At 73.6% G+C, this 22,615-nt stretch carries 21 protein-coding genes; 8 read left to right on the forward strand and 13 right to left on the reverse strand.

Going from position 1 to position 22,615, the window contains the following annotated elements; genetic code table 11:
• Positions 1 to 26: 26 nt before the first annotated feature.
• Together ACIQG9_RS13480 and ACIQG9_RS13485 are read left to right on the forward strand one after the other, a co-directional pair.
• A complete protein-coding gene (locus ACIQG9_RS13480; RefSeq protein ID WP_400401302.1) occupies positions 27 to 314 on the forward strand; it encodes a hypothetical protein in 288 nt (95 codons plus the stop codon).
• 13 nt (positions 315 to 327) lie between these two features.
• Entirely contained in the window at positions 328 to 639 is a 312-nt protein-coding gene (locus tag ACIQG9_RS13485) for a hypothetical protein (RefSeq protein ID WP_400401304.1), read from the forward strand.
• A gap of 8 nt (positions 640 to 647) precedes the next feature.
• Here the strand turns inward: ACIQG9_RS13485 and ACIQG9_RS13490 are convergent, their stop codons facing one another.
• Together ACIQG9_RS13490 and ACIQG9_RS13495 are read right to left on the reverse strand one after the other, a co-directional pair.
• Positions 648 to 1,844: a low temperature requirement protein A gene (locus ACIQG9_RS13490; RefSeq protein WP_400401306.1), complete on the reverse strand. Its 1,197-nt coding sequence runs from the start codon at positions 1,842 to 1,844 to the stop codon at positions 648 to 650.
• 56 nt (positions 1,845 to 1,900) lie between these two features.
• Positions 1,901 to 2,476, reverse strand: coding sequence for an HhH-GPD-type base excision DNA repair protein (locus ACIQG9_RS13495; RefSeq protein ID WP_400401308.1), 576 nt, complete (start codon positions 2,474 to 2,476; stop codon positions 1,901 to 1,903).
• 183 nt (positions 2,477 to 2,659) lie between these two features.
• Between ACIQG9_RS13495 and ACIQG9_RS13500 the strand changes: the two genes are divergently transcribed.
• Entirely contained in the window at positions 2,660 to 2,851 is a 192-nt protein-coding gene (locus ACIQG9_RS13500; protein ID WP_400401310.1) for a DUF397 domain-containing protein, read from the forward strand.
• 193 nt (positions 2,852 to 3,044) lie between these two features.
• Here ACIQG9_RS13500 and ACIQG9_RS13505 read toward each other — a convergent pair whose 3' ends face one another.
• Entirely contained in the window at positions 3,045 to 4,268 is a 1,224-nt protein-coding gene (locus ACIQG9_RS13505) for a S8 family peptidase (protein WP_400401312.1), read from the reverse strand.
• 191 nt (positions 4,269 to 4,459) lie between these two features.
• Here ACIQG9_RS13505 and ACIQG9_RS13510 point away from each other — a divergent pair, with 191 nt between their 5' ends.
• Positions 4,460 to 5,944, forward strand: a complete 1,485-nt coding sequence (locus ACIQG9_RS13510) for a methyltransferase (protein ID WP_400401314.1) — start codon at positions 4,460 to 4,462, stop codon at positions 5,942 to 5,944.
• Positions 5,944 to 6,366, forward strand: coding sequence for a D-aminoacyl-tRNA deacylase (gene dtd, locus ACIQG9_RS13515; RefSeq protein ID WP_400401316.1), 423 nt, complete (start codon positions 5,944 to 5,946; stop codon positions 6,364 to 6,366). The genes ACIQG9_RS13510 and dtd overlap by 1 nt, the downstream gene beginning before the upstream one ends.
• Positions 6,367 to 6,538: 172 nt before the next feature.
• Here the strand turns inward: dtd and ACIQG9_RS13520 are convergent, their stop codons facing one another.
• Entirely contained in the window at positions 6,539 to 7,327 is a 789-nt protein-coding gene (locus ACIQG9_RS13520; protein WP_400401694.1) for a sporulation protein, read from the reverse strand.
• 223 nt (positions 7,328 to 7,550) lie between these two features.
• Here ACIQG9_RS13520 and sigB point away from each other — a divergent pair, with 223 nt between their 5' ends.
• A complete protein-coding gene (gene sigB, locus ACIQG9_RS13525) occupies positions 7,551 to 8,567 on the forward strand; it encodes an RNA polymerase sigma factor SigB (protein ID WP_400401318.1) in 1,017 nt (338 codons plus the stop codon).
• 109 nt (positions 8,568 to 8,676) lie between these two features.
• Here sigB and ACIQG9_RS13530 read toward each other — a convergent pair whose 3' ends face one another.
• From ACIQG9_RS13530 to ACIQG9_RS13540, 3 genes are read right to left on the reverse strand one after another with little or no spacing between them, the layout of a single operon-like run.
• Complete coding sequence (locus tag ACIQG9_RS13530; RefSeq protein WP_400401320.1) at positions 8,677 to 11,232, reverse strand: GNAT family N-acetyltransferase; 2,556 nt, start codon at positions 11,230 to 11,232, stop codon at positions 8,677 to 8,679.
• A gap of 29 nt (positions 11,233 to 11,261) precedes the next feature.
• Complete coding sequence (locus ACIQG9_RS13535; RefSeq protein ID WP_400401322.1) at positions 11,262 to 12,443, reverse strand: acetoin utilization protein AcuC; 1,182 nt, start codon at positions 12,441 to 12,443, stop codon at positions 11,262 to 11,264.
• Positions 12,444 to 12,491: 48 nt separating this feature from the next.
• Positions 12,492 to 13,349: a sulfurtransferase gene (locus ACIQG9_RS13540; protein ID WP_400401324.1), complete on the reverse strand. Its 858-nt coding sequence runs from the start codon at positions 13,347 to 13,349 to the stop codon at positions 12,492 to 12,494.
• Between the two features lie 97 nt (positions 13,350 to 13,446).
• Here ACIQG9_RS13540 and ACIQG9_RS13545 point away from each other — a divergent pair, with 97 nt between their 5' ends.
• The gene (locus ACIQG9_RS13545) at positions 13,447 to 14,133 is read left to right on the forward strand and encodes a metal-dependent transcriptional regulator (protein WP_400401326.1); all 687 of its coding nucleotides are present in this window, start codon (positions 13,447 to 13,449) and stop codon (positions 14,131 to 14,133) included.
• Between the two features lie 99 nt (positions 14,134 to 14,232).
• Here ACIQG9_RS13545 and ACIQG9_RS13550 read toward each other — a convergent pair whose 3' ends face one another.
• The 6 genes from ACIQG9_RS13550 to nrdR all read right to left on the reverse strand — a co-directional run bounded on the left by ACIQG9_RS13550 (position 14,233) and on the right by nrdR (position 21,173).
• Positions 14,233 to 14,784 carry a hypothetical protein gene (locus ACIQG9_RS13550; RefSeq protein WP_400401328.1) on the reverse strand — a complete coding sequence of 184 codons (552 nt, stop codon included), beginning with the start codon at positions 14,782 to 14,784 and terminating at the stop codon, positions 14,233 to 14,235.
• A gap of 106 nt (positions 14,785 to 14,890) precedes the next feature.
• Complete coding sequence (locus ACIQG9_RS13555; protein ID WP_400401330.1) at positions 14,891 to 16,150, reverse strand: MFS transporter; 1,260 nt, start codon at positions 16,148 to 16,150, stop codon at positions 14,891 to 14,893.
• Positions 16,151 to 16,210: 60 nt separating this feature from the next.
• Positions 16,211 to 16,453 (reverse strand): DUF5522 domain-containing protein, encoded by a 243-nt coding sequence (locus ACIQG9_RS13560; RefSeq protein WP_400401332.1) that lies wholly within the window; start codon positions 16,451 to 16,453, stop codon positions 16,211 to 16,213.
• Positions 16,454 to 16,574: 121 nt separating this feature from the next.
• Positions 16,575 to 17,510, reverse strand: a complete 936-nt coding sequence (locus ACIQG9_RS13565) for a DUF2332 family protein (protein ID WP_400401334.1) — start codon at positions 17,508 to 17,510, stop codon at positions 16,575 to 16,577.
• Positions 17,511 to 17,738: 228 nt separating this feature from the next.
• Positions 17,739 to 20,618 (reverse strand): vitamin B12-dependent ribonucleotide reductase, encoded by a 2,880-nt coding sequence (locus ACIQG9_RS13570; protein WP_400401336.1) that lies wholly within the window; start codon positions 20,616 to 20,618, stop codon positions 17,739 to 17,741.
• Between the two features lie 69 nt (positions 20,619 to 20,687).
• Positions 20,688 to 21,173 (reverse strand): transcriptional regulator NrdR, encoded by a 486-nt coding sequence (gene nrdR, locus ACIQG9_RS13575; protein ID WP_400401338.1) that lies wholly within the window; start codon positions 21,171 to 21,173, stop codon positions 20,688 to 20,690.
• Between the two features lie 599 nt (positions 21,174 to 21,772).
• On the opposite strand from nrdR, the gene lexA reads away from it, so the two are divergent.
• Positions 21,773 to 22,555 carry a transcriptional repressor LexA gene (lexA, locus tag ACIQG9_RS13580; protein WP_400401340.1) on the forward strand — a complete coding sequence of 261 codons (783 nt, stop codon included), beginning with the start codon at positions 21,773 to 21,775 and terminating at the stop codon, positions 22,553 to 22,555.
• Positions 22,556 to 22,615 lie beyond the last annotated feature (60 nt).

Below are 22,615 nucleotides of genomic sequence, written 5' to 3' on the forward strand. Positions count from 1 at the left end.
TGTTACGTGCGTGGTACGCTGCGCCGGTGGGCAGCCGGTTCAGCTTCACCGACGAGGCGTTGGCAAACCTGCGGGTCTACGACGTCACGCCCGGGGAAGTCTGGGAGGCCCTGCACAGCACCCGCCGGGTGATCCGGCACCTCGGCGACGACGTGCGGGTCGTCTACGCCGCCAACCGTCGCGGCCGGCGGCTGGCCGTCCTGCTCGCCGAGGCCGACGGCACCGACCACGACTGGGACATCCTCTCCGCCCGCGAGCTGAGCGACGTCGAGGCCAAGCGCTACGACGAGGCCGTGCGGAGAACGCGCCGATGAGGAGGCCACGGCGATGAACCGTAACGACGCCAGCAAGCGGTTCCACGACGGCGACCACGCGTTCGCCGAGCTGATCGACGACAGCCAGCCGGTGGAGCTGCCCACCCCCGACACCGACGTGCCGATGGTCAGCCGCTCGGTCCGGCTGCCGCTGGAGACGTACGACCGGGTCCGGGCGGCGGCGGAGGCCCGCGGCATCGGGGTCACCACGCTGATGCGGCAGTGGATCGAGGCCGGCCTCGCCGACCTGGACGACTCGGCCACCGTCTCCCTCGCCGACGTGCGCCGGGCGCTCGCCTCGCTCTCCCGCCCCACCGCCGCCTGACCGGTCGGCTACAGCGGCGACGCCGGCCGCTCCAGCGGACGCCCCCGGGCGCGCTGCGCGTCCCCGACGGCGATCCCGGCCAGCACCAGCACGCCCAGTCCGAGCCCGCCGATCGCCGGCAGCCGCAGCGCCACCGGGGTCAGCCCGACCAGCAGCACCACCCCGATCAGCCGGCTGCGGGAGACCCGACCGAAGATCTCGTACTCGAAGCGGGCCCGGGCGGCCAGGAAGAGCGCCGGCCCACCCAGCACGAACACCGGCCAGCCCGGCGCCGTCTGCCCACCGGGATGGGCGATCACCAGTTCGTAGCCGACGCCGGTGAGCAGCACACCGGCCACGATGACCAGATGGGTCCAGGCGGCGGACTCACCCAGCACGCCCGGCGAGCGGGCCACCTTGATCGCCTCGGCCAGCACGTGCCCGGCCCGCTGGAAGTAGATCCACCAGAGCAGCGCGGTGGTGAGGAACGACAGGGTGAACGCGAGCGCCCCGGCGGACGAGAATTCCTCGCCGCTGTAGGTCAGCCCGATCACCAGGATCGTCTCGCCGAGCGCGATGAGGAAGAACTGCTGGTAGCGCTCGGCCAGGTGCTCCCCCGTCACCGCCCAGCCGGAGGCCCGCGCCGAGCCGCGCCCCGGCAGCGGCCAGCCCAGCGCCAGACCGACGTAGTCCCAGGCCAGGGCCAGCGTCCAGAGTGCCGGCCGGGCCGCCGGCAGCAACGCGCCGACCAGCCACGGCACCGCGCTGGCCGCCGCCCAGAACAGGATCCGCACGGTGACCGACCGGCGCGGGTGCCCCCGCAGGGCCAGGGTGAGAAAGAGCGGCCGACCGACCTGGATCGCCACGTACCCGAGCGCGAAGAGGAGCGCCCGTTCGGCGAACGCCCGGGGAACGGCGATCGCCATCACCATGCTGGCGAACATCGAGGCGACCACCACGAACTGGATGGCCGCCCGATCCGGCTCGTACCGGCTGGTCACCCAGGCGGTCATGGACCAGACCAACCAGAGTGCGAGGAAGAGCAGCACGGTCTGCGCGGTCTCCCGCAGCACGTCCCGGTCGGAGGCCGTCACGTCGTCGATCAGCCGCTGGGAGACCCGGGTCAGGGCGAAGACGAAGACCAGGTCGAAGAAGAGCTCCAGGAAGGTGGCCCGGGGCGAACTCACCCCACCACGCAGCAACGCCGCGCCCCGCTCGTCCGCCATGGCCCACCCGTCGCCGCCGTCGGGGATCTCAACGAGCGGCGCGCGGCGCGGTTGCGTCAGCCCTTGCCGGCCTTCGCCGCCGCCTTGGCCTGCTGCTTGTACTCGCGCACCCGGCGCAGCGACTCGGCGTCGGTGATGTCGGCGACCGACCGGTACGCGTCCGGGTCGCCGTAGCCGCCGGCGGCCTCCCGCCAACCGTCCGGACGCACGTCGTAGCGCTTGCCGAGCAGGGCGACGAAGATCTGCGCCTTCTGGGTGCCGAAGCCGGGCAGGTCACCGATGCGACGCAGCAGTTCCCGGCCGTCGGGCAGGTCGGCCCAGAGCCGGGCGGCGTCGCCGTCGTACCGGTCGACCAGGATCTGGCACATCTGCTGCACCCGACCGGCCATCGCCCTGGGGAAGCGGTGCAGCGCGGGCGGCCGGGCGAAGACCTCCACCAGCGCCTCCGGGTCGTACCCGGCCAGTTCCCGGGCGTCCGGGTCGTGGCCGAGCCGTTGGGCCAGCACGTACGGCGAGGCGAACGCCTTCTCCATCGTCACCTGCTGGTCGAGGAGCATCCCCGTCAGCAGGGCGAGTGGGCTGCGCTCCAGCAGCCGGTTGGCCTCGGGTTCGATGGGCAGCGCGAGCATCATGGCCCCCATCCTGCCCGCCCGCCGCGGTCGGACCGCGCCGACTCCCCGAAGCCGACCTGCCGGTACCGGCACCCGCCTGACGTGAGGCACCCTGAACGTTGCCAGCCTCCGGGCCGTCTGGGCTACCGTGAGATCGGTGGCGCTTCCGCGCGGCCAGTCCATCGAATTCTTGAGAGCGCGAGCATGGCTGACCTGAGCAGCGCCCGATGGCGCAAGAGCACCCGTAGCAGCTCGAACGGCGGAGCCTGCGTCGAGGTTGCCGACAACCTCCCCGGCGTCGTTGCCGTTCGTGACAGCAAGGACCCGTCCGGCCCGGTGCTCGCGTTCGACCCGGGCGTCTGGAAGTCGTTCGTGGGCTTCGCCAAGCAGCCCTGACCCGACGAAGGAGAGGCCCCCTCGGCATCGCGCCGAGGGGGCCTCTCCGCCGTGGGCGCTATCGGACCGGGTACGCCCCAGCGGCGCACTCATCGAGGAGCGGGATCGGGCTCATGTCGATCACGTCGGGACGACGCGGCACGGCCCGGTGGACAGGGGTGGTGTCCACCGGGCCGTGCCGCGTCGCGGATCGTCAGTTGACGACGAAGAGCAGCCGGTTCGGCGAGCCGGTACCCGGGCTGGTCACCACGCCGGTGGTGGCGTTGCTGGTCAGGTAGCTGGCGACCTGGGCCGGGGTGTAGGAGGGGTTGGCCGAGAGGACCAGGGCGGCGGCCCCGGCGACGTGCGGGGACGCCATCGAGGTGCCGCTGATCGAGTTGGTGGCGGTGTCGTTGGTGTTCCAGGACGAGGTGATGCTCGAACCGGGGGCGAAGATGTCGACGCAGGTGCCGTAGTTCGAGTAGGAGGCCCGCGCGTCGGTGCTGGTGGTGGCGCCGACGGTGATCGCCGAGGCGACCCGCGACGGCGAGGAGTTGCAGGCGTTGGCGTTGGAGTTGCCGGCCGCCAGCGCGTACGTGATGCCCGAGCTGATCGAGTTGGCCACCGCGCTGTCGAGGGTGGTGCTGACGCCACCGCCGAGGCTCATGTTGGCCACGGCCGGCTTGACGGCGTTGGCGGTCACCCAGTTGACGCCGCTGATCACGCCGGTGGTGCTGCCGCTGCCGGCGCAGTTGAGCACCTTGACCGCGATCAGCCGGACGCCCTTGGCGACGCCGTACTTGGTGCCGCCGACGGTGCCGGCGACGTGGGTGCCGTGGCCGTTGCAGTCGGTGTTGTTGGTGTCGACCGTGTTGGTGCCCCAGGTGGCCCGGCCGCCGAAGTCGGTGTGGGTGGTCCGGATGCCGGTGTCGATGATGTACGCCCGCACGTTGGTGGCCGTGTTCGGGTAGGTGTAGCTGGAGTTCAGCGGCAGGTTCCGCTGGTCGATGCGGTCCAGGCCCCAGGACGGCGGGTTGGTCTGGGTCGCCTGGGCGGTCATCACCCGGTCCTGCTCGACGTAGGCCACCGAGGGGTCGGCGGCGAGCCGGCGGGCCTGGCCGGCGCTCATCTTGGCGCTGAAGCCGGTGAGCGCGGCGCTGTAGACGTCGGCGACGCTGCCGCCGTACCGCTTGGTGAGGCTGGCGGCCCGGTCGGGCACCGCGGTCTGGGCGGCGCGGCTGTTGGCGGCGCCGACGGCGTCGCCCTTCAGCACGACCAGGTAGCTGCCGCTGATCGCACCCGGGGTGGAGGCGTAGCGGATCTGACCGGTGGGGGCGGCGAGTGCGGGGGTGGCGGCGGCGACGGAGAGGGCGGCAGCGGCGGCAGCAACGGCGACCGCGCGGATCGCGCGACGCCGGGGAACGGACACGTCGGACATCGTCTGAACTCCCAACCGGGTACGACCGGACAGGCTGGTGACCGGTCCGAACGTCCCATCGACGGATGTTGGTGGGAATGCTAGTCAGACATCGACGCATGTAACAGATATAACTACCTGTGATTGATCTGGTGTTATGGATGTCGCGGGTGCTGGCCGCCGGCCGCCCCCACGCCAGGCAGGATGACGAGGTGGACCGACACGACATGCTGCTCTCCCCCGCCGGCGTCGAGGCGCTGCGCGCCGCGCTCACCCGCGCCGACTTCACCGCCAACGGCATCGCCAACCGGCTCGGCCCGCAGGCCACCGGCGGGGTGGCCCGCAACGACTTCCGGGCCGCGCTGCGCGCCACCGAGGACGGTGACCCGCTGGCCACCCTGATCCGGGTGTTCATCTGCGACCAGACCGAGCCCGAACCGGCGGTCGCCGCCGCGCTCGCCCCGCTCGACCTCGCCGAGGCCGTCGCCGGCGGGCTGGTCGAGCCGTCCGGCGACGGCCTGCGCGCCGGGGTGGACCTGGAGCCGTACGGCGACGCCTGGTGGGTGCTCGCCGACGTGCCGGCCAGCGCCCGACCGGGCCAGCCGCTGCACAGCGAACACGTGCTCGGCATCGGCGGGGCCACCCAGACACTGATCGGGGCGACCGTGCGCCGCCCGGTGGAGACCGCGCTGGACCTGGGCACCGGCTCCGGGGTGCAGGCCGTACATCTGGCCACCCACGCCCGCCGGGTCACCGCCACCGACGTCTCGGAGCGGGCGCTGCGCTTCGCCGCCACCACCGCCGCCCTGAACGGGCAGGACTGGGAGCTGCTGCGCGGCGATCTGGTCGCCCCGGTCGCCGGCCGCCGCTTCGACCTGGTGGTCAGCAACCCGCCGTTCGTGGTGGGTCCCGGCACCACCACCCACGTCTACCGGGACTCCGGCCGGGTCGGCGACGCGATCGGCGCCGAACTGGCCGCCGCCGCGCCGGGCCTGCTCACCGAGGGCGGCACGATGCAGTACCTGGCCAACTGGGTGCACGTGGCCGGCGAGGACTGGGCGGAACGGGTGACCGGCTGGTTCGCCGGCACCGGTCTGGACGCCTGGGTGATCCAGCGCGAGGTCGCCGACCCGATGGCGTACGTGAACCTGTGGCTGACCGACGTCGGCGAGGCGACCGACCCGCAGCGGATGGCGGCCTGGCTGGACTGGTTCGACGCGCACAAGGTCGAGGCGATCGGCTTCGGCATCGTCTCGCTGCGCCGGGGCGGCCACGCCGACCCGACAATCCGGGTGGAGGACCTGCGCCAGCGGGTCGAGCCGCCACTGGGCGACCAGGTCACCGGCTGGTTCGACCGGCAGGACTTCCTCCGGGAGCGGGACACCGACGGCCTGCTCGCCGCGCACTACCGGGCCGCCCGGGGGCTGCAGCTACGGCAGGAGGCGACCATCGGCGACGAGGGCTGGGCAGTGGACCGGCAGGTCCTGACGATGCCGCACGGGCTGCGCTGGTCCGAGGAGATCGACCCGCTGGTGCTGGCCCTGGTCGGCGGCTGTGACGGTCGGCTGCCGCTACGCGACCAGCTTGCCCTGCTCGCCGCCGCGCACGACGTCACCCCCGACGAGTTGGCCGACGCGGCCGGCCCGATCGTGGCACACCTGGTCGAGCGGGGCATCATCGAGCCGGTGGCCGGCTGATGCGGGCGGTGGTGCAGACCGTCAGCCGGGCCAGCGTCACCGTCGACGGCGAGGTGGTCGGCGAGATCGCCGACGGCCTGCTGGTGCTGCTGGGAGTGACCCACTCGGACACCCCGCAGGTGGCCCGGACCATGGCCCGCAAGGTGCACGAACTGCGCATCCTCGACGACGAGCGCAGCGCCGCCGAGACCAGCGCCCCGATCCTGGTGGTCAGCCAGTTCACTCTCTACGGCGACGCCCGCAAGGGCCGCCGTCCCACCTGGACCGCCGCCGCCCCCGCCGAGCTGGCCGAACCCCTGGTCGCCGCCGTGGTGGAGGCGCTCCGCGAACGCGGCGCGAAGGTCGAGACCGGCCGCTTCCGCACCCACATGCTGGTGCAGAGCACCAACACCGGCCCCCGCACCATCCTCCTAGACCTCTAACCCCACCCACCCCCACCCCACCCCCACCCACCCCCACCCCCTCGCCCACGCCCCGCCCCAGGCCGGTGATCAAGAGGTTTACGTCAGGAATCAGGTGGCGGATGACGTAAACCTCTTGATCACCGGGGGCAAAGGGGGCGGGAGGAGGGAGGAGGGAGGGAGGGGGAGGGGGTTAGGAGAAGAGGCCGCGGCGGTGGAGGGACTGGCGGAGCCAGGCGTCGAGTTGGGCGGCCCAGTCGGTGCGGTCGGCGGTGGCGTGGTCGACGGTGAACCGGCCGAACGCGTCCCGGCCCTCGGTGAAGACCCCACCCCGCTTGTCCATCTCCAGCACCACCTGCACCTGGTGCGGGTCGGTGACGAAGGTGACCTCCAGCTGGTTGATCGCGCGGGCGTACTGCGGCGCGGGGTGGAACTCGATCTCCTGGTAGAACGGCAGGCTCTGCCGTACGCCGTAGATGTGGCCACGCTCCACGTCGGCGCGGGCGAACCGGAAGCCCAACCGCAGCAACGCCTCCAGCAGCCGCTCCTGGGCCGGCAGCGGGTGCACCGACACCGCGTCCAGGTCGCCCTTGTCCACCGCGCGGGCCACCTCCAACTCGGTACGCAGCCCCATCGTCATGCCGTGCAGGTGCTGCCCGTACAGGTCGGTCAGCGGGGTCTCCCACGGCACGGCGAACCGGAACGGGATGTCGTACCGCTGCCCGGCCGCCAGCCGGAACGGGCCGGTGATCTGCTGGCGGCCGAACTCCTGGCTGGTGTCGTACTCGGAGTCGGCGCTCTCCACCTCGACCCGGGTGACCAGGCCGAGCGCCACGTACTCGACGTCCACGGCGTGGTCCCCGCCGGCCACGTGGACCTGCCCCTCCAGCACCCCGCCGGGGCGACAGTGCGGGTTGGCGAGCACGGTTTCCACCGAGGGACCGCCGACACCCATCGCCTGCATGAGCCGCTTGAAGACCACCATGTCCTCCGTTGCCTGTCGGATGCCGGCCCGGGTGGCCGACCGCTGGCACGGTAACCGGGCCCGACAAGACCGTCCCGGGCCGACACCCGCACCCGACCGGATTCCTGTCGGGTCCCCGATCGCCTCACCCCCGTTTCACGTCCCGGTTGGAAAGCTGTTCATCACCGGCGCCACTGGGGCCGGTACGCGGCAGAGAATGCGGAAACGGGGAGAGACAGAGATGGCCCTGCAGATGATCGAGAACCAGACGCGCCCGGCCGTCACCATCGACGCCGAGCCCGGCACCGACACCCTCACCGACCTGGACGCCACCGACGAGCGCGGCGTCTCCACCGATCTGGTCCGGGCCTACCTCAACGGCATCGGCCGGACGAAGCTGCTGACCGCGGCCCAGGAAGTCGAGCTGGCCAAGCGGATCGAGGCCGGGCTGTTCGCCGAGGAAAAGCTGTCGACCTGCACCCCCGTCTCCGCCGACCTGCGGTCCGACCTGGAACTGATCGTGACGCAGGGCCGCGCCGCGAAGGACCACCTGCTGGAGGCGAACCTGCGGCTGGTGGTGAGCATCGCCAAGCGCTACACCGGACGGGGGATGGCCTTCCTCGACCTGATCCAGGAGGGCAACCTCGGCCTGATCCGCGCGGTCGAGAAGTTCGACTACGCCAAGGGTTACAAGTTCTCCACGTACGCCACCTGGTGGATCCGGCAGGCGATCACCCGCGCGATGGCCGACCAGGCCCGCACCATCCGCATCCCGGTGCACATGGTCGAGCAGGTCAACCGGATGGTCCGGGTCCGCCGCGAACTGTCGGTCACGCTGGGTCGGGAGCCCACCGTCAGCGAGGTGGCCCGGGCCCTGGAGATCCCCGAGTACCAGGTCATCGAGCTGATCTCGTACGACCGGGAGCCGGTCAGCCTGGACCAGGCCGTCGGCGAGGACGGCGAGAGCGCGCTCGGCGACTTCGTCGCCGCCGTGGACCCGCGTGCGGAGCCGGGCGACGCCGCCGCGAACGGCGAGCTGCGCAACGAGGTACGGATCGTCCTGGCCACCCTCTCCCAGCGGGAGCAGGCGGTCATCCGGCTCCGATTCGGCCTGGACGACGGCCGGCAGCGCACCCTCGACGAGGTCGGCAAGGAGTTCGGCCTGTCCCGGGAGCGGATCCGGCAGATCGAGAAGGTCACCCTGCTCAAGCTGCGCGCCCCGGAGCGGGCGCAGCGCCTGGAGGCGTACGCCTGCTGAGCGGGACCGTGCGGTGCAGGCCCCTGGCGGTTCGCCGGGGGCCTGTGCCGTGTCGCGCCCCGGATGCCGTACCGCTCGGGCCGGCGCGGAGCGCGCGGCCGGGTCCCGGTCAGAGCCGGCGGGGGCCGGTGTCGGGGCGGGCACCGGCCGTGCCGACGTTGACCGTCGCGTGCAGCACCGAGATGCCGTCCGGCCGGGCCAGCACCGGGTTCAGGGTGAGCGACCGCACCCGGGGCTGCTCGTCGGCGAGCCGGCCCACCCGCAGCAGCAGGTCGACCAGGGCCGCCCGGTCCACCGGCGCCGCGCCCCGGTGCCCGTGCAGCAGCGGCGCCGCCCGTGGCTCGTCGACCAACTCGGCGGCGTCCCGGTCGGTCAGCGGCACCGCCCGCCAGGCCCGGTCGCCGAGCAGCTCGGTCGCCACGCCGCCCAGCCCGAAGCCGACCACCGGCCCGAACGCCGGATCCTCCACCAACTCCACCACGCAGGCCACCCCGGGCGGCACCATCGGCTGCACCAGGACCTCCGCCCCGAAGGCCGGCGTCAGCTCCGCGTACGCCCGGCGCAGCGCCACCGGGTCGGCCAGGTCGAGCCGGACGGCGCCGAGGTCGAGCCGGTGGCGCAGGGCCGGCGCGGCGGCCTTCAACGCCACCGGCCAGCCCAACCGCTCGGCGGCGGCGACCGCCTCGTCGGCCGTGCCGGCCGGCGTCGACTCCACCACGTCGATCCCGTACGCGGTGAGCAGCGCCGCCGGGTCGGCGGTGTCGGCACGCAGCGCGGCCTGCCCGGCGTACCGGTCGAGCCGGGGCAGCGCGGGCAGCACGCCCGGATCGCGGCGCAGCCAGGCGGCGTACCGGGTGACCCGGGCCAGGGCCCGGACCGCCTCCTCGACGCTCGGGTACCCGGGCAGCCCGGCCGGCACCCGGCCGGCGAGGAAGGTGGCCACGGTGGGCTTGCCGGCGGCGAGCGCCGCCGGCAGGGCGGCGGCGAAGTCCGCCTCCTCCACGGTGAGCTGCCCGGGCAGCGGTGGGGCGAAGACGGCGACCAGCGCGTCCACCCCGTCGTCGGCGACCGCCCCGGCCAGGGCGGCGGTGAACTCGGCGGCCCCGGCGTGCGGGCCGACGTCGCGCGGGTAGCCGTCGGCGACGGTGAGGCCCTGCGCGGCGCAGGCCGTGGCGGCCAGCCCGGTCAGCGCCGAGGAGTTGCCGACCACCGCCACCCGGGGACCGGTGGGCAGCGGCTGGTGGGCCAGCAGCACCCCGACGTCGAGCAGCTCGGCCACGGTGTCCACCCGGACCACCCCGGACTGGGCGAACAGGGCGCTGACCGCGGCCTCGTCCAGCGCCGGCCCGTCGCCGAGACCGGCCGGGCGGGCCAGCGACGCCAACGCCACCACCGGCTTGTCCCGGCCGATCCCGCGGGCCAGCCGGGCGAACTTGCGCGGGTTACCGAAGGTCTCCAGGTAGAGCAGGATCACGTCGGTGCCGGGGTCGTCCTGCCAGTACTGGAGAAGGTCGTTGCCGGAGACGTCGGCCCGGTTGCCGGCCGACACGAAGCTGGACAGGCCCAGCCCCCGGCGGCGCGCCTCGGCCAGCAGCGCCACCCCGAACGCGCCGGACTGGCTGAAGACACCCACCCGACCGGCCGCCGGCAGCGCCGGGGCCAGGGTGACGTTGAGGCGTACCTCGTCGTCGGTGTTCGCCACGCCCAGGCAGTTCGGGCCGACGACCCGCATGCCGGCGGCGTGCGCCGCCCGGACCAGCGCCCGCTGCGCCGCCGCGCCCGCCGGCCCGGCCTCGGCGAAGCCGGCGGAGATGACCACCAGGCCGTGCGCGCCGGCCGCCGCCGCGTCGGCGACCACCCCCGGCGTCGCCTCGGGGGCCACCGCGACGACCGCCAGGTCGATGTCCACCCCGGCGTCGGCCGCCGACGGGTACGCGGGCAGCCCGGCCACCGTGCCCGCGCTCGGGTGCACCGGCACGATCGCCCCCCGGTAGCCGCCGTCACGCAGGTGCCCGAGGACGGCCGCGCCGACGCCCTGGCCGGTGGCGCTGGCCCCGTAGACGGCGACCCCGCGCGGGGCGAGCAGCCGGGCGATGGAGCGCGCCTCGGTCCGGTGCTCCCGACCGCGCTGCACCTCCAGGGTCGCCTCGGTGGGGGCGATCGGGAAGGTCAGGTGCACCACGCCGTCGGCGAACTGGCGCTGCACCTGGTAGCCGAAGTCGGCGAAGACCCGCAGCATCGCGCCGTTGGAGGGCAGCACCTCGGCCACGAAGTGCACGATGCCGTACCGGCGGGCGGCGTCGGCCAGATGTTCCAGCAGCACCGAGCCGATCCCCCGGCCCTGGTGGGCGTCCTCGACCACGAAGGCCACCTCGGCCTCCGGGGCACCCGGCCCCAGCCGCTCGTAGCGGCCGACGGCCACGATCCGGTCACCGGCCAGCACCACGAACGCCTCCCGGTCGCGGTGGTCGACGTTGACGAACCGGCGCAGGTCCCGCTCCGGGATACGCGGGTACGGCGAGAAGTACCGCAGGTAGCGGGTGCGCTCGGAGAAGCGCCCGTGCATCGCCACGATCCGCGGCGCGTCCTCCGGCCGGATCGGGCGCAACTGGACGGTGCTGCCGTCGCTGAGCAGCACGTCCACCGGTTGGTCGACAGTGGTCACCGCGTCCGGTCCCTCCCCAGGCCCCGGGCTCAGTCGCGCGGGTCGTACGGGTCCAGCCCGAGCAGCGGGAACACCGCCTTGCGGGTGGCCGCCACGGCCCGGTCCACCGAGTTCGGCTCCCCCGTCGGCTGCCACGGCTGGTAGGACGGGTCCACGTCGTCGGTCATCCGCAGCGGGATGTCCCGCCCCGGCATCCGCCGCGCGGCCAGCCCCCGCCAGCCCGGCGGGGTGAGGGTGGCCGGGTCGACCGGCCCGCCGGCGGCCACCGCGAGCAGGTGCGTCCAGGCCCGGGGGACCACCTCGACCAGGGCGTACCCGCCGCCGCCGGTGGCCACCCAGCGGCCGTCGCACAGTTCGTCGGCGAGCGCCCGCAGCGCCAGGTAGGTGGCCCGCTGCCCGTCGACCGACAGGTGCAGGTCGGCCAGCGGGTCGATCCGGTGGCCGTCCGCGCCGCACTGGGTGACCAGGATCTGCGGCCGGAACGCCCGCAGCACCGACGGCACGACCGCGTGGAAGGCGCGCTGCCAGCCGGCGTCGCCGGTGCCGGGTGGCAACGGCAGGTTGACGGCGCTGCCCTCCGCGCCCGGCCCACCGGTCTCGTCGGGGAAGCCGGTGCCGGGGAAGAGCGCGAGCGGGGTCTCGTGCAGGCTGACCGTGAGCACCCGGGGGTCGTGGTAGAAGACCTCCTGTACGCCGTCGCCGTGGTGCACGTCCACGTCGACGTACGCGACCCGCTCCGCGCCCAGGTCGAGCAGGCGGGCGATGGCCACCGCCGGGTCGTTGTAGACGCAGAACCCGGCCGCCCGGTCGGGCATCGCGTGGTGCAGCCCACCGGCCACGTTGACCGCGCGCCGGGCCTCGCCCCGCCAGACCGCCTCGGCGGCGGCCACGCTGGCCCCGGCGATCAGGGCGCTGGACTCGTGCATCCCGTCGAAGACCGGGTTGTCCGAGGTGCCCAGCCCGTAGCCGGCGAACAGCGGGTCGCGCGGGGCGGCCCGGACCGCGTCCAGGTAGTCCGGCAGGTGCACCCGGGTCAGCGTCGCGTCGTCGGCCGGTTCGGGGCTGACCAGCCGTACCCCGGGCCGGTCCAGGACACCCAACTCCCGGGCCAGCGCGATCGTCAGCTCGACCCGGACCGGGTCCAGCGGGTGCTCACCCATGTCGTAGGCGAGCAGCGACTCGTCCCACACCACCAGCGTGTCGTCCGACATGAGGCCATCGTCGCACGATCGTGGCCGGCCACCCACCACGTGTGCTGGTCAGCCGCCCGGTGTCTCCCCGGTGGCCACCGGCCGGGCCGGGTCGGCCACCCACCCGCTCCACGACCCGACGTAGAGCGCGGCGTCCGGGCGGCCGGCCAGGTGCAGCGCCAGGACGGCCTGCGCGGCCGTCACCCCCGACCCGCAGTACGCCGCCACCGGCGCGTCCCCGGTCACCCCGGCGGCGGCGAACCGCGCCCGCAGCGCCTCGGCGGCCGGGAATCGGCCCTGCGTGACGTACTCCGGGGCGGGCAGGTTGACCGCGCCCGGCACGTGCCCGGCGACCGGGTCCACCGGCTCGGTCTCGCCCCGGTAGCGCGGGGCGGCCCGGACGTCCAGCAGCACCCCGTCGCCGGCCGCCGCGAGGCGGGCCGCACCGGCCGTGTCCAGCACCGGCAGCGCGCCCGGCCGGACGGTCACGTCGCCGGCCGGCGGGGCGGGCACGTCGGTGACGCCGGGCAGCCCGGCGGCACGCCAGGCCGGCCAGCCGCCGTGCAGCAGCCGGACCGGCCGGTGGCCCGCCCAGCGCAGCGTCCACCAGGCCCGGGCGGCGGCCATCCCGTCGCCGCCGTCGTACACGACCACCGGGTGACCGGCGCGGACCCCGGCGGCCCGCAGCGCGGCCTGGAGCGCCGCCGGGTCGGGCAGCGGGTGCCGGCCGCCCGCGCCGGGCGGGCCGCAGAGCGCGGTGTCCAGGTCGACGAAGACCGCGCCGGGCAGGTGCCCGGCGGCGTAGTCGTCCCGGCCCGGCGGGCCGGTCAGCCGCCAGCGGACGTCGAGGAGGGTGGGCGGATCGGGCTGGGCCAGCGCGGCGGCGAGCCGGTCCGGCTCGATCAGTGGCGCGTCGGTACCGGACATGGCGTCCAGTGAACACCATCCGGGCAGCGACCTCGCGGTTCGCCGCAGGTCGATCACCGTATGCCGGGGTAGCATCGACCACCGGGAGGCCGCTGACGTGAAGCATGACCTGGTCGACACGACCGAGATGTACCTGCGCACCATCCTCGAACTCGAGGAGGAAGGGGTGCCGCCGCTGCGTGCCCGGATCGCCGAGCGGTTGCGGCAGAGCGGGCCGACCGTCAGCCAGACCGTGGCCCGGATGGAACGCGACGGGCTGCTCACCGTCGAGGGCGACCGGCACCTCACGCTGACCCCGTCGGGTCGGGGCACCGCCGTCGCCGTGATGCGCAAGCACCGGCTCGCCGAGCTGCTGCTGGTCAACGTGATCGGGATGCCCTACGAGGAGGCCCACGAGGAGGCCTGCCGGTGGGAGCACGTGATGAGCGACGCGGTGGAGAAGCGGGTCTACGACCTGCTCAACCGCCCCACCCGGTCGCCGTACGGCAACCCGATCCCGGGCCTTGAGGAGTTGGGCTCGCCGGAGCCCGAGGCAGCCGACACCGCCGAGGGTGAGCGCAACCTCGCCTTCCCCGGGCTGACCGGTCAGGTCGTCGTCCGGCGGATCTGCGAGAGCGTGCAGACCGACGCCGACGTGCTGCGTCAACTGCACGCCGCCGGGGTCGACCCGGGGGCCACGGTCACCGTCGCCCAGGAGCGGGACGGGGTGTTCATCGACCGTTCGGGCGAACGGGTCCGGCTGCCCCGCGAGGTCGCCTCCCGGGTCTTCGTCGCCGCACACTGACCCGGCGTCGGCGCCCACCGACCCGGCATCGGAGCGCCCTGGCCCGGGCGGTGCCGGGCGCCGGCCCGGGCGGGCATCACCCGGACCGGGGCCGGGAGGTCAGAGTGACCGGGTGTCGAGCTTGCGGGCCAGGTCGACCAGCCGGCCGGCCACCTCGCCGGCGGTCGCCCGGTCGTCGTCCGGCGGGCAGGTCCAGCGGAGCGTGACCAGCCGGTCCTCGGTGGCGAGCCAGCCCACCTCGGCGGTCGGGCCGTGCTTGGCGGCCTTCGCCCCGGTCCGCCGGTAGGCGGCCTGGCCCAGCTTCGACACCTTCGCCGCCCCGTCGGGCAGCACGTCGGCGGTGAAGGTGGGCACGTCGATCGAGGTGTCGGTGACCGTCAGGGTCAGCTCCGGCCAGGTCGCCCCGGTGGCCCGGACCACGCAGGTGTGGGTGTCGCCCCGGTCGCTGGCCGCCGCCACGTCGAACCGGACCTCGGTGTGCTCCTCGATCACCGCGTAGTCGAGCAGCTTGCAGGCCCCGCCCGACGAGGCGGCACCCACCTCGACCGTGATCGGCTGCACCGCCGGCATCCGCACCGGGTCGACCTCCGCCGCACCACAGCCCGTCATCAGCAACACACCCAGGCCGGCGAGCCAGATCCGCCCGTGCACGCACACCTCCATGATCGTCGGCGGAGGCCCGCCGGGGAGTCCGTCGGACACCGTACGGGTTGGTTCCGCCGGACGGAAGTCCTCGACCGTCCCGGCTGCGGTGCGATCATGTCGACGGGAAGTCGCGCATCGTCCGCAGTGGAGACAGCAGCACGAACAGCGCCGCGCTCCACGTGCCGAGCGCACAGACCAGTAGCGCCGGACGCAGCCCCCAGTGGCTGCCGAACGCGCCGCCGAGCAGGGCGCCGAGCGGGACCGTCCCGAAGCAGATCCAGAGGAACGCGGCGTTCACCCGGCCGAGCAGCTCCGGCGGGGTGATCCGCTGCCGGTACGACAGGACCGACACGTTGAACAGCACCGCGTTGGCCGAGAACGCGGCCAGGCCGACGACGTAGAGCGCCAGCCCCCAGCCGGGCCGGGCCAACGGCACCAGCAGGTAGAGCGGCCCCGGCACGGCCATCGCCACCCAGATCACCCGGGCCGACCCGATCCGCCGGGACAGCCGGTCGGCCAGCGTACCGGCGACCAGCCCACCGACCGCCCCGAGCGAGAAGACCAGCCCGACCGTCGCCGGCCCGGCCCGCAGCTCCCGGACCAGGTAGGTGACCTCCAGCGAACTGGTGCCGGTGGCGAAGAAGTTGGACGTGGCGGTGCAGGCCAGGATGCTCCGCAGCACCGGCTGCCGGCGGACGAACCGGAGCCCCTCGGTGAGCGCCGCCCGCATCGACACCGGACCGGCGACGGCCGGACGGTCCCGGGCCGGAGGCCGGACCAGCAGCAGCGTCACCGCGCTGAGCAGGAAGGTCAACGCGGTGCCGAGGAAGGTCCGGGCCGCGCCGACCAGCCCGGTCAACGCCCCGCCGACGGTCGGCCCGACCAGCGAGGCGGCGTCCTGGCTGACGGTCAGCCGGGCGTTCCCCTCGACCAGCCGGTCGGCCGGGACGAGCAACGGCACGATGCTCTTGTACGCCACGGTGAAGAGCACGGTGAGCACGCCGGAGAGCCCGACGACGACGTACAGGAGGGGCAGGGTGAGCTGCCCGACCAGCGCGGCCACCGGCAGCGACAGCATCAACGCGGCCCGGCCCAGGTCGCAGCCCACCATCAGCCGGCGCAGGTCGACCCGGTCGGCGAGCAGCCCGGCCGGCAGCGAGAAGAGCAGGTACGGCAGCCAGGCCAGCACGGTCAGCAGCGAGACCTGGAGGACGCTCGCGTGCATCACGCCGGCGGCCAGCAGCGGCACAGCCACCCCGGACATCCGGGTCCCCAGCTCGCCGATCGTCTGACCGCCCCAGAACAGGGCGAAGGCCCGGTCGCGCCACAGTGGCCGGCGCACCAACCGGTCGTCGGTCAGCCCTACCGTCACAGCTCCCCCGTCCGTCGCCCCAAACTAGGCGGGTCGACCCACCGGGGCATCCGAATTAGGTCAGTCGTCGACGTACGGGCAGTGCCGGCAGCCGCGCCCGCAGCAGGTGCCGCGCCGGGCCAGGAAGCCGGCGCTGAGGACGAAGAGCCCGGTGGCCGGGTCGAGGTAGCCGGCCTCACCGGCGGCCAGCGCGGCGGCGTGCGCGGCCAGCACCCGTGCCCGGCCGGGGTGGTCCGGCGGCAGCCGGGACGGGTGCGGCTCGGTCAACGGCCGGTCCGCCAACGGACGTCGCTCGCCACTCATCGCGGCGAGTCTACGGACCCCCGAGGACTGGCCGCGCCGCCGCGCCCGGCGACCAAAGCGCGCCACCCGACCGGGCTCGGACGCGCAGGCGAGCACCGTCCCGCGGAACGTCGGGGGTCGGTCAGCCGAACCAGTGGAGCGACTGACCGTGCGAGCGGGTCCAGGCCAGCGGGGTCCCGTCCCGGGTGAGCAGGTTGTACAGCGCCCCGTCCGGAGGTGCCGGCAGCCCGTGGTGACCCAGCACGGCTGCGGCCTCGTTGGCCACCCAGTGGCCGGGCAGCCCCCGTACCAGGTCGGCGAACGCTGCCCGGCGCGGCGGCGGCACCTGGTAGAGCACGGAGGTGTGGAGCACCACCAGCGTCGCGCCGGCCGGTGCCCGCGCGGCCAGCGCCGGCAGGTCGTCCACCAGGTCGCCGCGGACCAGTTCCGGCGGGTCGGCGGCGGCCACCGCCGCCGCGGCCCGGAGCCGGGCGCGACGGTGGGCGTGCTCCGGCCAGATCAGCGCGTCGAGCCAGGCGACGTCGGCCGGGTCGGTCACGTCGAGTGGATTCAGGTCCAATCCGGCCCGCCACACCACCTCCGGCCGGGTGGTCGGCGGGGTCACCCCGGTGGCCAGACAGTCGAGCACCGGCTCACCCGGGCCGAGCAGGTGGTCGCCGTAGCGGTACCCGTACCGGTCCGGGTAGAGGCAGAGCCCGGCGGACGCGCCGACCTCCAGCAGCGCCAGCGGCTGGGGCAGCGCGGCCAGCACCGGCAGCAGCGCCGCGCACCGGCCGGCCTCGTTGGTCTGCACGGCCCGGGTGCGCATCGCCGCCTCGACCGCCGGCCAGTGCGCCACGGTGTGGTCGCGGAACGCGGCCGGGTCCTCGACCGGGCCGCCGAGCCAGCGGACGACGCCGAAGAGCAACTGCGGCTGCCGCCGGGCCGGCGGCAGGGCACCGAGCAGCGCCAGCAGCTCGTCGTCCTGGGCGACCGCACGGGCCAGCCGCTCGTAGACCGGCGAGACCCCGTGTGCCTCACGGGCGGCGAAGTCGGTGTACCGGGCGGCGACCGTCATCACCCGATGATCGCAGCGGCGCCCACACCGCACCGCCCCACACCGGCCGGGCGGGTGGTGATCCGGGCCACGGCGGCGGGATGGCGGTATCGGAGGTCCCCGGACACCGCGCCCTCGGCGTACCGGAGTGGATCACCGGCCTGACCCGGCGGGAGCGCGGGCAGGCACCCGGTACGCCGCGACGCCCCGGACCCGATCGGATCCGGGGCGCCGCGCACGCCGGGTAGGTCAGCTACAGCCGCTGGTGGAGCCGCAGCCCTCGCAGACGTAGCAGCTACCGGCCGGACGCATCTTCGTGCCGCAGGTGAAGCAGAGCGGCGCGTCGGCAGCCTTGCCGATCACGGCCTCCAGCAGCTCGGTGGAGGAGCCCACCGTGGGCGCCGGCTTGGCGGCGGCCACGTCGGCCAGCTCCAGGGCCGGCTGGGCGACCGGGCCGGTCTTCGGCTCCGCCACCTCGACCGGGGCCGACGAGGCCATCGCGGTCAGCTCCGCGGCGCTCTCCGCCTCGGCCTCGGCCCGCAACTGGGCGGCCCGCTCGCTGGCGGTGAAGATGCCCAGCTCGGCGCGACGGTCGTACGGCAGGAAGTCGAGCGCCAGGCGACGGAAGATGTAGTCCATCACCGAGGCCGCCATCCGCACGTCCGGGTCGTCGGTCATGCCGGCCGGCTCGAAGCGCATGTTGGTGAACTTGCTGACGTACGTCTCCAGCGGGACGCCGTACTGGAGGCCGATGGAGATGGCCACCGAGAAGGCGTCCATCACTCCGGCCAGGGTGGAGCCCTGCTTGGACATCTTGAGGAAGACCTCGCCGAGGCCGTCGTCCGGGTAGGACGACGCGGTGAGGTAGCCCTCGGCACCACCGACGGAAAAGCTGACCGTCTGCGACGGGCGCTTCTTCGGCAGCCGCTTGCGCACCGGCCGGTACTCGACGACCTTCTCCACCGCCGTCGGGGCGGCCGTCTCGACGGCGGCCGCCGTGGCGGTCTTGTTCGGCTTGGCGACCGACAGCGGCTGACCGACCTTGCAGTTGTCCCGGTAGATCGCCAGCGCCTTCAGGCCGAGCTTCCAGCCCTCGAAGTAGATCTTCTCGACGTCCTCGACGGTCGCCTGCTCCGGCATGTTGACCGTCTTGGAGATGGCGCCGGAGATGAACGGCTGGACGGCCGCCATCATCCGCACGTGGCCCATCGGGGCGATGGACCGCTCACCCATCGCGCAGTCGAAGACCGGGTAGTGCTCCGGCTTGAGGCCGGGGGCGTCCACCACGTGACCGTGGTCGGCGATGTGCTCGACAACCGCCTCGACCTGCTCCTCGGGGTAGCCGAGACTGCGCAGGGCGCGCGGGACGGTCTGGTTGACGATCTGCATCGAGCCGCCGCCGACCAGCTTCTTGAACTTGACCAGCGCCAGGTCCGGCTCGACGCCGGTGGTGTCGCAGTCCATCATCAGGCCGATGGTGCCGGTCGGGGCCAGCACGCTGGCCTGCGAGTTGCGCCAGCCGTGCCGGTCACCGGTCTTGTTGCCCTCGGTCCACTGCTTGGTGGCCTCCCGCTGGATGGCGGTGGCCACCGTGCCGGACGGCCTGATGGCGTCGTTGGCGGCGGCGTGCTTGCGCATCACCCGCTTGTGCGGCTCGGCGTTGCGGGCGTAGCCGTCGTACGCGCCGACGATGCCGGCCAGCTCGGCCGAACGGCGGTACGCGGTGCCGGTCATCAGCGAGGTGACCGCCGCGGCCACCGAGCGCCCCTGCTCCGAGTCGTACGGCAGGCCGGAGGCCATCAGCAGCGCGCCCAGGTTGGCGTAGCCGATGCCGAGCTGCCGGTAGGCGCGGGTGGTCTCGCCGATCTTCTCGGTCGGGAAGTCGGCGAAGCAGATCGAGATGTCCATCGCGGTGATGACCAGCTCGACCGAGCGGACGAACTTCGCCACCTCGAAGTTGCCGTCGGCGCGGAGGAACTTCATCAGGTTGAGCGAGGCCAGGTTGCACGAGGAGTTGTCCAGGTGCAGGTACTCCGAGCACGGGTTCGACGCGGTGATCCGCCCGGTCTCCGGGCAGGTGTGCCAGTCGTTGATGGTGTCGTCGTACTGGAGGCCGGGGTCGGCGCACTCCCAGGCGGCCTGGGAGATGGTGCGGAACAGCTTCTGGGCGTCGACCGTCTCGATGGTCTGCCCGTCGAGCCGGCCGCGCAGGTCGAAGCCGCCGCCGTTCTCCACCGCCGTCATGAACTCGTCGGAGACCCGGACCGAGTTGTTGGCGTTCTGGTACTGCACGCTGACGATGTCGTTGCCGCCGAGGTCCATGTCGAAGCCGGCGTCCCGCAGCGCGCGGATCTTGTCCTCCTCGCGCGCCTTGGTGATCACGAACTCCTCGATGTCGGGGTGGTCCACGTCGAGGATGACCATCTTGGCCGCGCGCCGGGTGGCGCCGCCGGACTTTATGGTTCCCGCGCTGGCGTCCGCGCCGCGCATGAAGCTGACCGGGCCGGAGGCGGTGCCGCCGGAGGAGAGCAGCTCGCGGGAGGAGCGGATCCGGGACAGGTTGACGCCGGAGCCGGAGCCGCCCTTGAAGATCAGCCCCTCCTCCTTGTACCAGTCGAGGATCGAGTCCATCGAGTCGTCGACGGCCAGGATGAAGCAGGCGCTGACCTGCTGCGGCGACGGCGTGCCGACGTTGAACCAGACCGGCGAGTTGAAGCTGAACACCTGGTGCAGCAGCATCCAGGTCAGCTCGTGCGCGAAGACCTCCGCGTCGGCCGGGCCGGCGAAGTAGCCGTGCTCCTCGCCGGCCTTGCGGTAGGTGCTGACCACCCGGTCGATGAGCTGCTTGAGCGACCACTCCCGCTCCGGGGTCCCCACCGCGCCCCGGAAGTACTTGGTGGTCACGATGTTCGCCGCGTTGACGCTCCAGGACTCGGGGAACTCCACCCCGCGCTGCTCGAAGTTGATCGAGCCGTCCCGCCAGTTGGTCATCACGACGTCGCGGCGCTCCCACGCCACCTCGTCGTACGGGTGCACGCCCTCGGTCGTCCAGACCCGCTGCACCTTGAGGCCCGTCGTCGCGCCGTTCCTGGTCCGCGACCGGCTGGTTGTCACGCCATCCCCCGCCATCTCATCGGCCCCCTCGTCTGCACGGCCACCCGCCGCGCCTTGTCACTGTCAGAAATCAGAAGAACGTCATCAGGTACGGCCGGCGGCCTCGACCGCGTCGGCGCGGGCCCGCGCGGCGGCCCGTAGCGTCTCGATCTCGCGCTCGAAGTCGGCCAGCGAGTCGAACGAGCGGTAGACGCTGGCGAAGCGGAGGTAGGCCACCTCGTCCAGGTCGCGCAGCGGGCCCAGGATCGCCAGCCCCACGTCGTGGCTCGGGATCTCGGCGGCCCCCTTGGCCCGGACGGTCTCCTCGACCTTCTGGGCGAGCAGCGCGATCGAGTCCTCGTCGACCGGCCGGCCCTGGCACGCCTTGCGCACCCCGCCGATGATCTTCGTCCGGCTGAACGGCTCGGTCACCCCGCTGCGCTTGACCACCGCGAGCACGGCCTCCTCGACCGTGGTGAACCGCTTGCCGCACTCCGGGCAGGACCGGCGACGACGGATGAGCTGACCGTCGTCGGCCTCCCGCGAGTCGACCACCCGGGAGTCGGCGTGCCGGCAGTACGGACACCGCATCGCCTGACCTCCTTGATCGACCGTGGGCCCGCGCCGCCCGCCTCCGGGCACGCGTCGACCCGGCGAGGCCAGCTTCGATGGCCGTCGCCGTCGTCAACGGTACGGGAGTGCGGTCGGTAGTCGAACCCAACCTGTAGGCGACTTACGCCCGTGTGACTACTACATCTAGGGGTCGACCGTAGGCCGCCGACCGAGCCCGGTCAAGTTGGCCGGCGTGTCCGGCGCGTCACGTCACCGTGTCCCGAACCACCTCCACCGGCGACCGCGCGACGGGGTGCCGCCCTTCCCAACCGGGCGGACCGCCGGGAGGTTATCGCCCGTCCGGGCGACACGCCGGAAACGGACGACCACCGCGAAGCGGCCGACCGGTCGAACAGGAGTTCTACCCCGGACGTACCATTTACCAGAACACGCGTTCGAGATGCCAGGATTTCGCCCCGACACGCCGACGGCACGTCGTACAGATGTTTGAAAATGACCGATCTCACCTATACGGTCATGAACGATCGGGCTCGGCGCATCACGTCGGTCCGGCCACCGCCACACCCGCACGCACCACGAGCCGCCAAGGCACCCAGCGCCGACCAGGGAGGACGGACGTGACCGAGGACCGGGCCAGCCGGCCGAAGAACCCGCAGCCGATCGCCGAGGCGGGTCCGCCGGCCACTCGGCGCCCCCGCGCCGCCCGCAGCCGGACCGGTCAACCGGCCGTACGCCCGGTCACCCCGGTGGTCAGCGGCTTCCCCGACCCGGCCACCGTCGACCTCACCGCACGGCAGCGCCGAATCCTGGAGTTCATCCGTAGCTGGGTCGAGCGGCACGGCTACCCGCCGAGCGTCCGGGAGATCGGCGAGGCGGTCGGGCTGGTCTCCCCGTCCAGCGTCGCCTACCAGCTCAAGGAGCTGGAGAAGAAAGGCTTCCTGCGCCGCGACCCCAACCGCCCCCGGGCGGTGGACGTCCGCGCCCCGCACGACGCCGACGACGAGCTGAGCCGGGCACAGCGCCCCACCCCGGCGTACGTGCCGATGCTGGGCCGGATCGCCGCCGGTGGGCCGATCCTGGCCGAGCAGGCGGTGGAGGACGTCTTTCCGCTCCCCCGCGAGCTGGTGGGCGAGGGCGAGGTCTTCATGCTCCAGGTCAAGGGCGACTCGATGCTCGACGCGGCGATCTGCGACGGCGACTGGGTGGTGGTCCGGCAGCAGCCGACCGCCGAGGCCGGCGACATCGTGGCCGCCATGCTCGACGGCGAGGCGACCGTCAAGACCTACCGGCGGCGCGACGGCCACGTCTGGCTGATGCCGCAGAACCCGGCCTTCGACCCGATCGCCGGCGACGACGCCACCATCATGGGGCGGGTCGTCGCCGTGCTGCGCCGGATCTGACCGCACGCGCACCCGGGCCGTCTCCGCAGGGAGGCGGCCCGTCGTGCGCTGCGGGTCTCC

It is taken from the genome of Micromonospora sp. NPDC092111 (assembly GCF_044755745.1).
Classification (GTDB): domain Bacteria; phylum Actinomycetota; class Actinomycetes; order Mycobacteriales; family Micromonosporaceae; genus Micromonospora.

Excerpts from the sequence above, each read along its gene's own strand:
- ACIQG9_RS13485 (WP_400401304.1), top strand. The coding sequence starts at position 328 with ATGAACCGTAACGACGCCAGCAAGCGGTTCCACGACGGCGACCACGCG.
- ACIQG9_RS13490 (WP_400401306.1), bottom strand. The coding sequence starts at position 1,844 with ATGGCGGACGAGCGGGGCGCGGCGTTGCTGCGTGGTGGGGTGAGTTCG.
- ACIQG9_RS13495 (WP_400401308.1), bottom strand. The coding sequence starts at position 2,476 with ATGATGCTCGCGCTGCCCATCGAACCCGAGGCCAACCGGCTGCTGGAG.
- ACIQG9_RS13500 (WP_400401310.1), top strand. The coding sequence starts at position 2,660 with ATGGCTGACCTGAGCAGCGCCCGATGGCGCAAGAGCACCCGTAGCAGC.
- ACIQG9_RS13505 (WP_400401312.1), bottom strand. The coding sequence starts at position 4,268 with ATGTCCGACGTGTCCGTTCCCCGGCGTCGCGCGATCCGCGCGGTCGCC.
- dtd (WP_400401316.1), top strand. The coding sequence starts at position 5,944 with ATGCGGGCGGTGGTGCAGACCGTCAGCCGGGCCAGCGTCACCGTCGAC.
- sigB (WP_400401318.1), top strand. The coding sequence starts at position 7,551 with ATGGCCCTGCAGATGATCGAGAACCAGACGCGCCCGGCCGTCACCATC.
- ACIQG9_RS13535 (WP_400401322.1), bottom strand. The coding sequence starts at position 12,443 with ATGTCGGACGACACGCTGGTGGTGTGGGACGAGTCGCTGCTCGCCTAC.
- ACIQG9_RS13540 (WP_400401324.1), bottom strand. The coding sequence starts at position 13,349 with ATGTCCGGTACCGACGCGCCACTGATCGAGCCGGACCGGCTCGCCGCC.
- ACIQG9_RS13560 (WP_400401332.1), bottom strand. The coding sequence starts at position 16,453 with ATGAGTGGCGAGCGACGTCCGTTGGCGGACCGGCCGTTGACCGAGCCG.
- ACIQG9_RS13565 (WP_400401334.1), bottom strand. The coding sequence starts at position 17,510 with ATGACGGTCGCCGCCCGGTACACCGACTTCGCCGCCCGTGAGGCACAC.
- ACIQG9_RS13570 (WP_400401336.1), bottom strand. The coding sequence starts at position 20,618 with ATGGCGGGGGATGGCGTGACAACCAGCCGGTCGCGGACCAGGAACGGC.
- nrdR (WP_400401338.1), bottom strand. The coding sequence starts at position 21,173 with ATGCGGTGTCCGTACTGCCGGCACGCCGACTCCCGGGTGGTCGACTCG.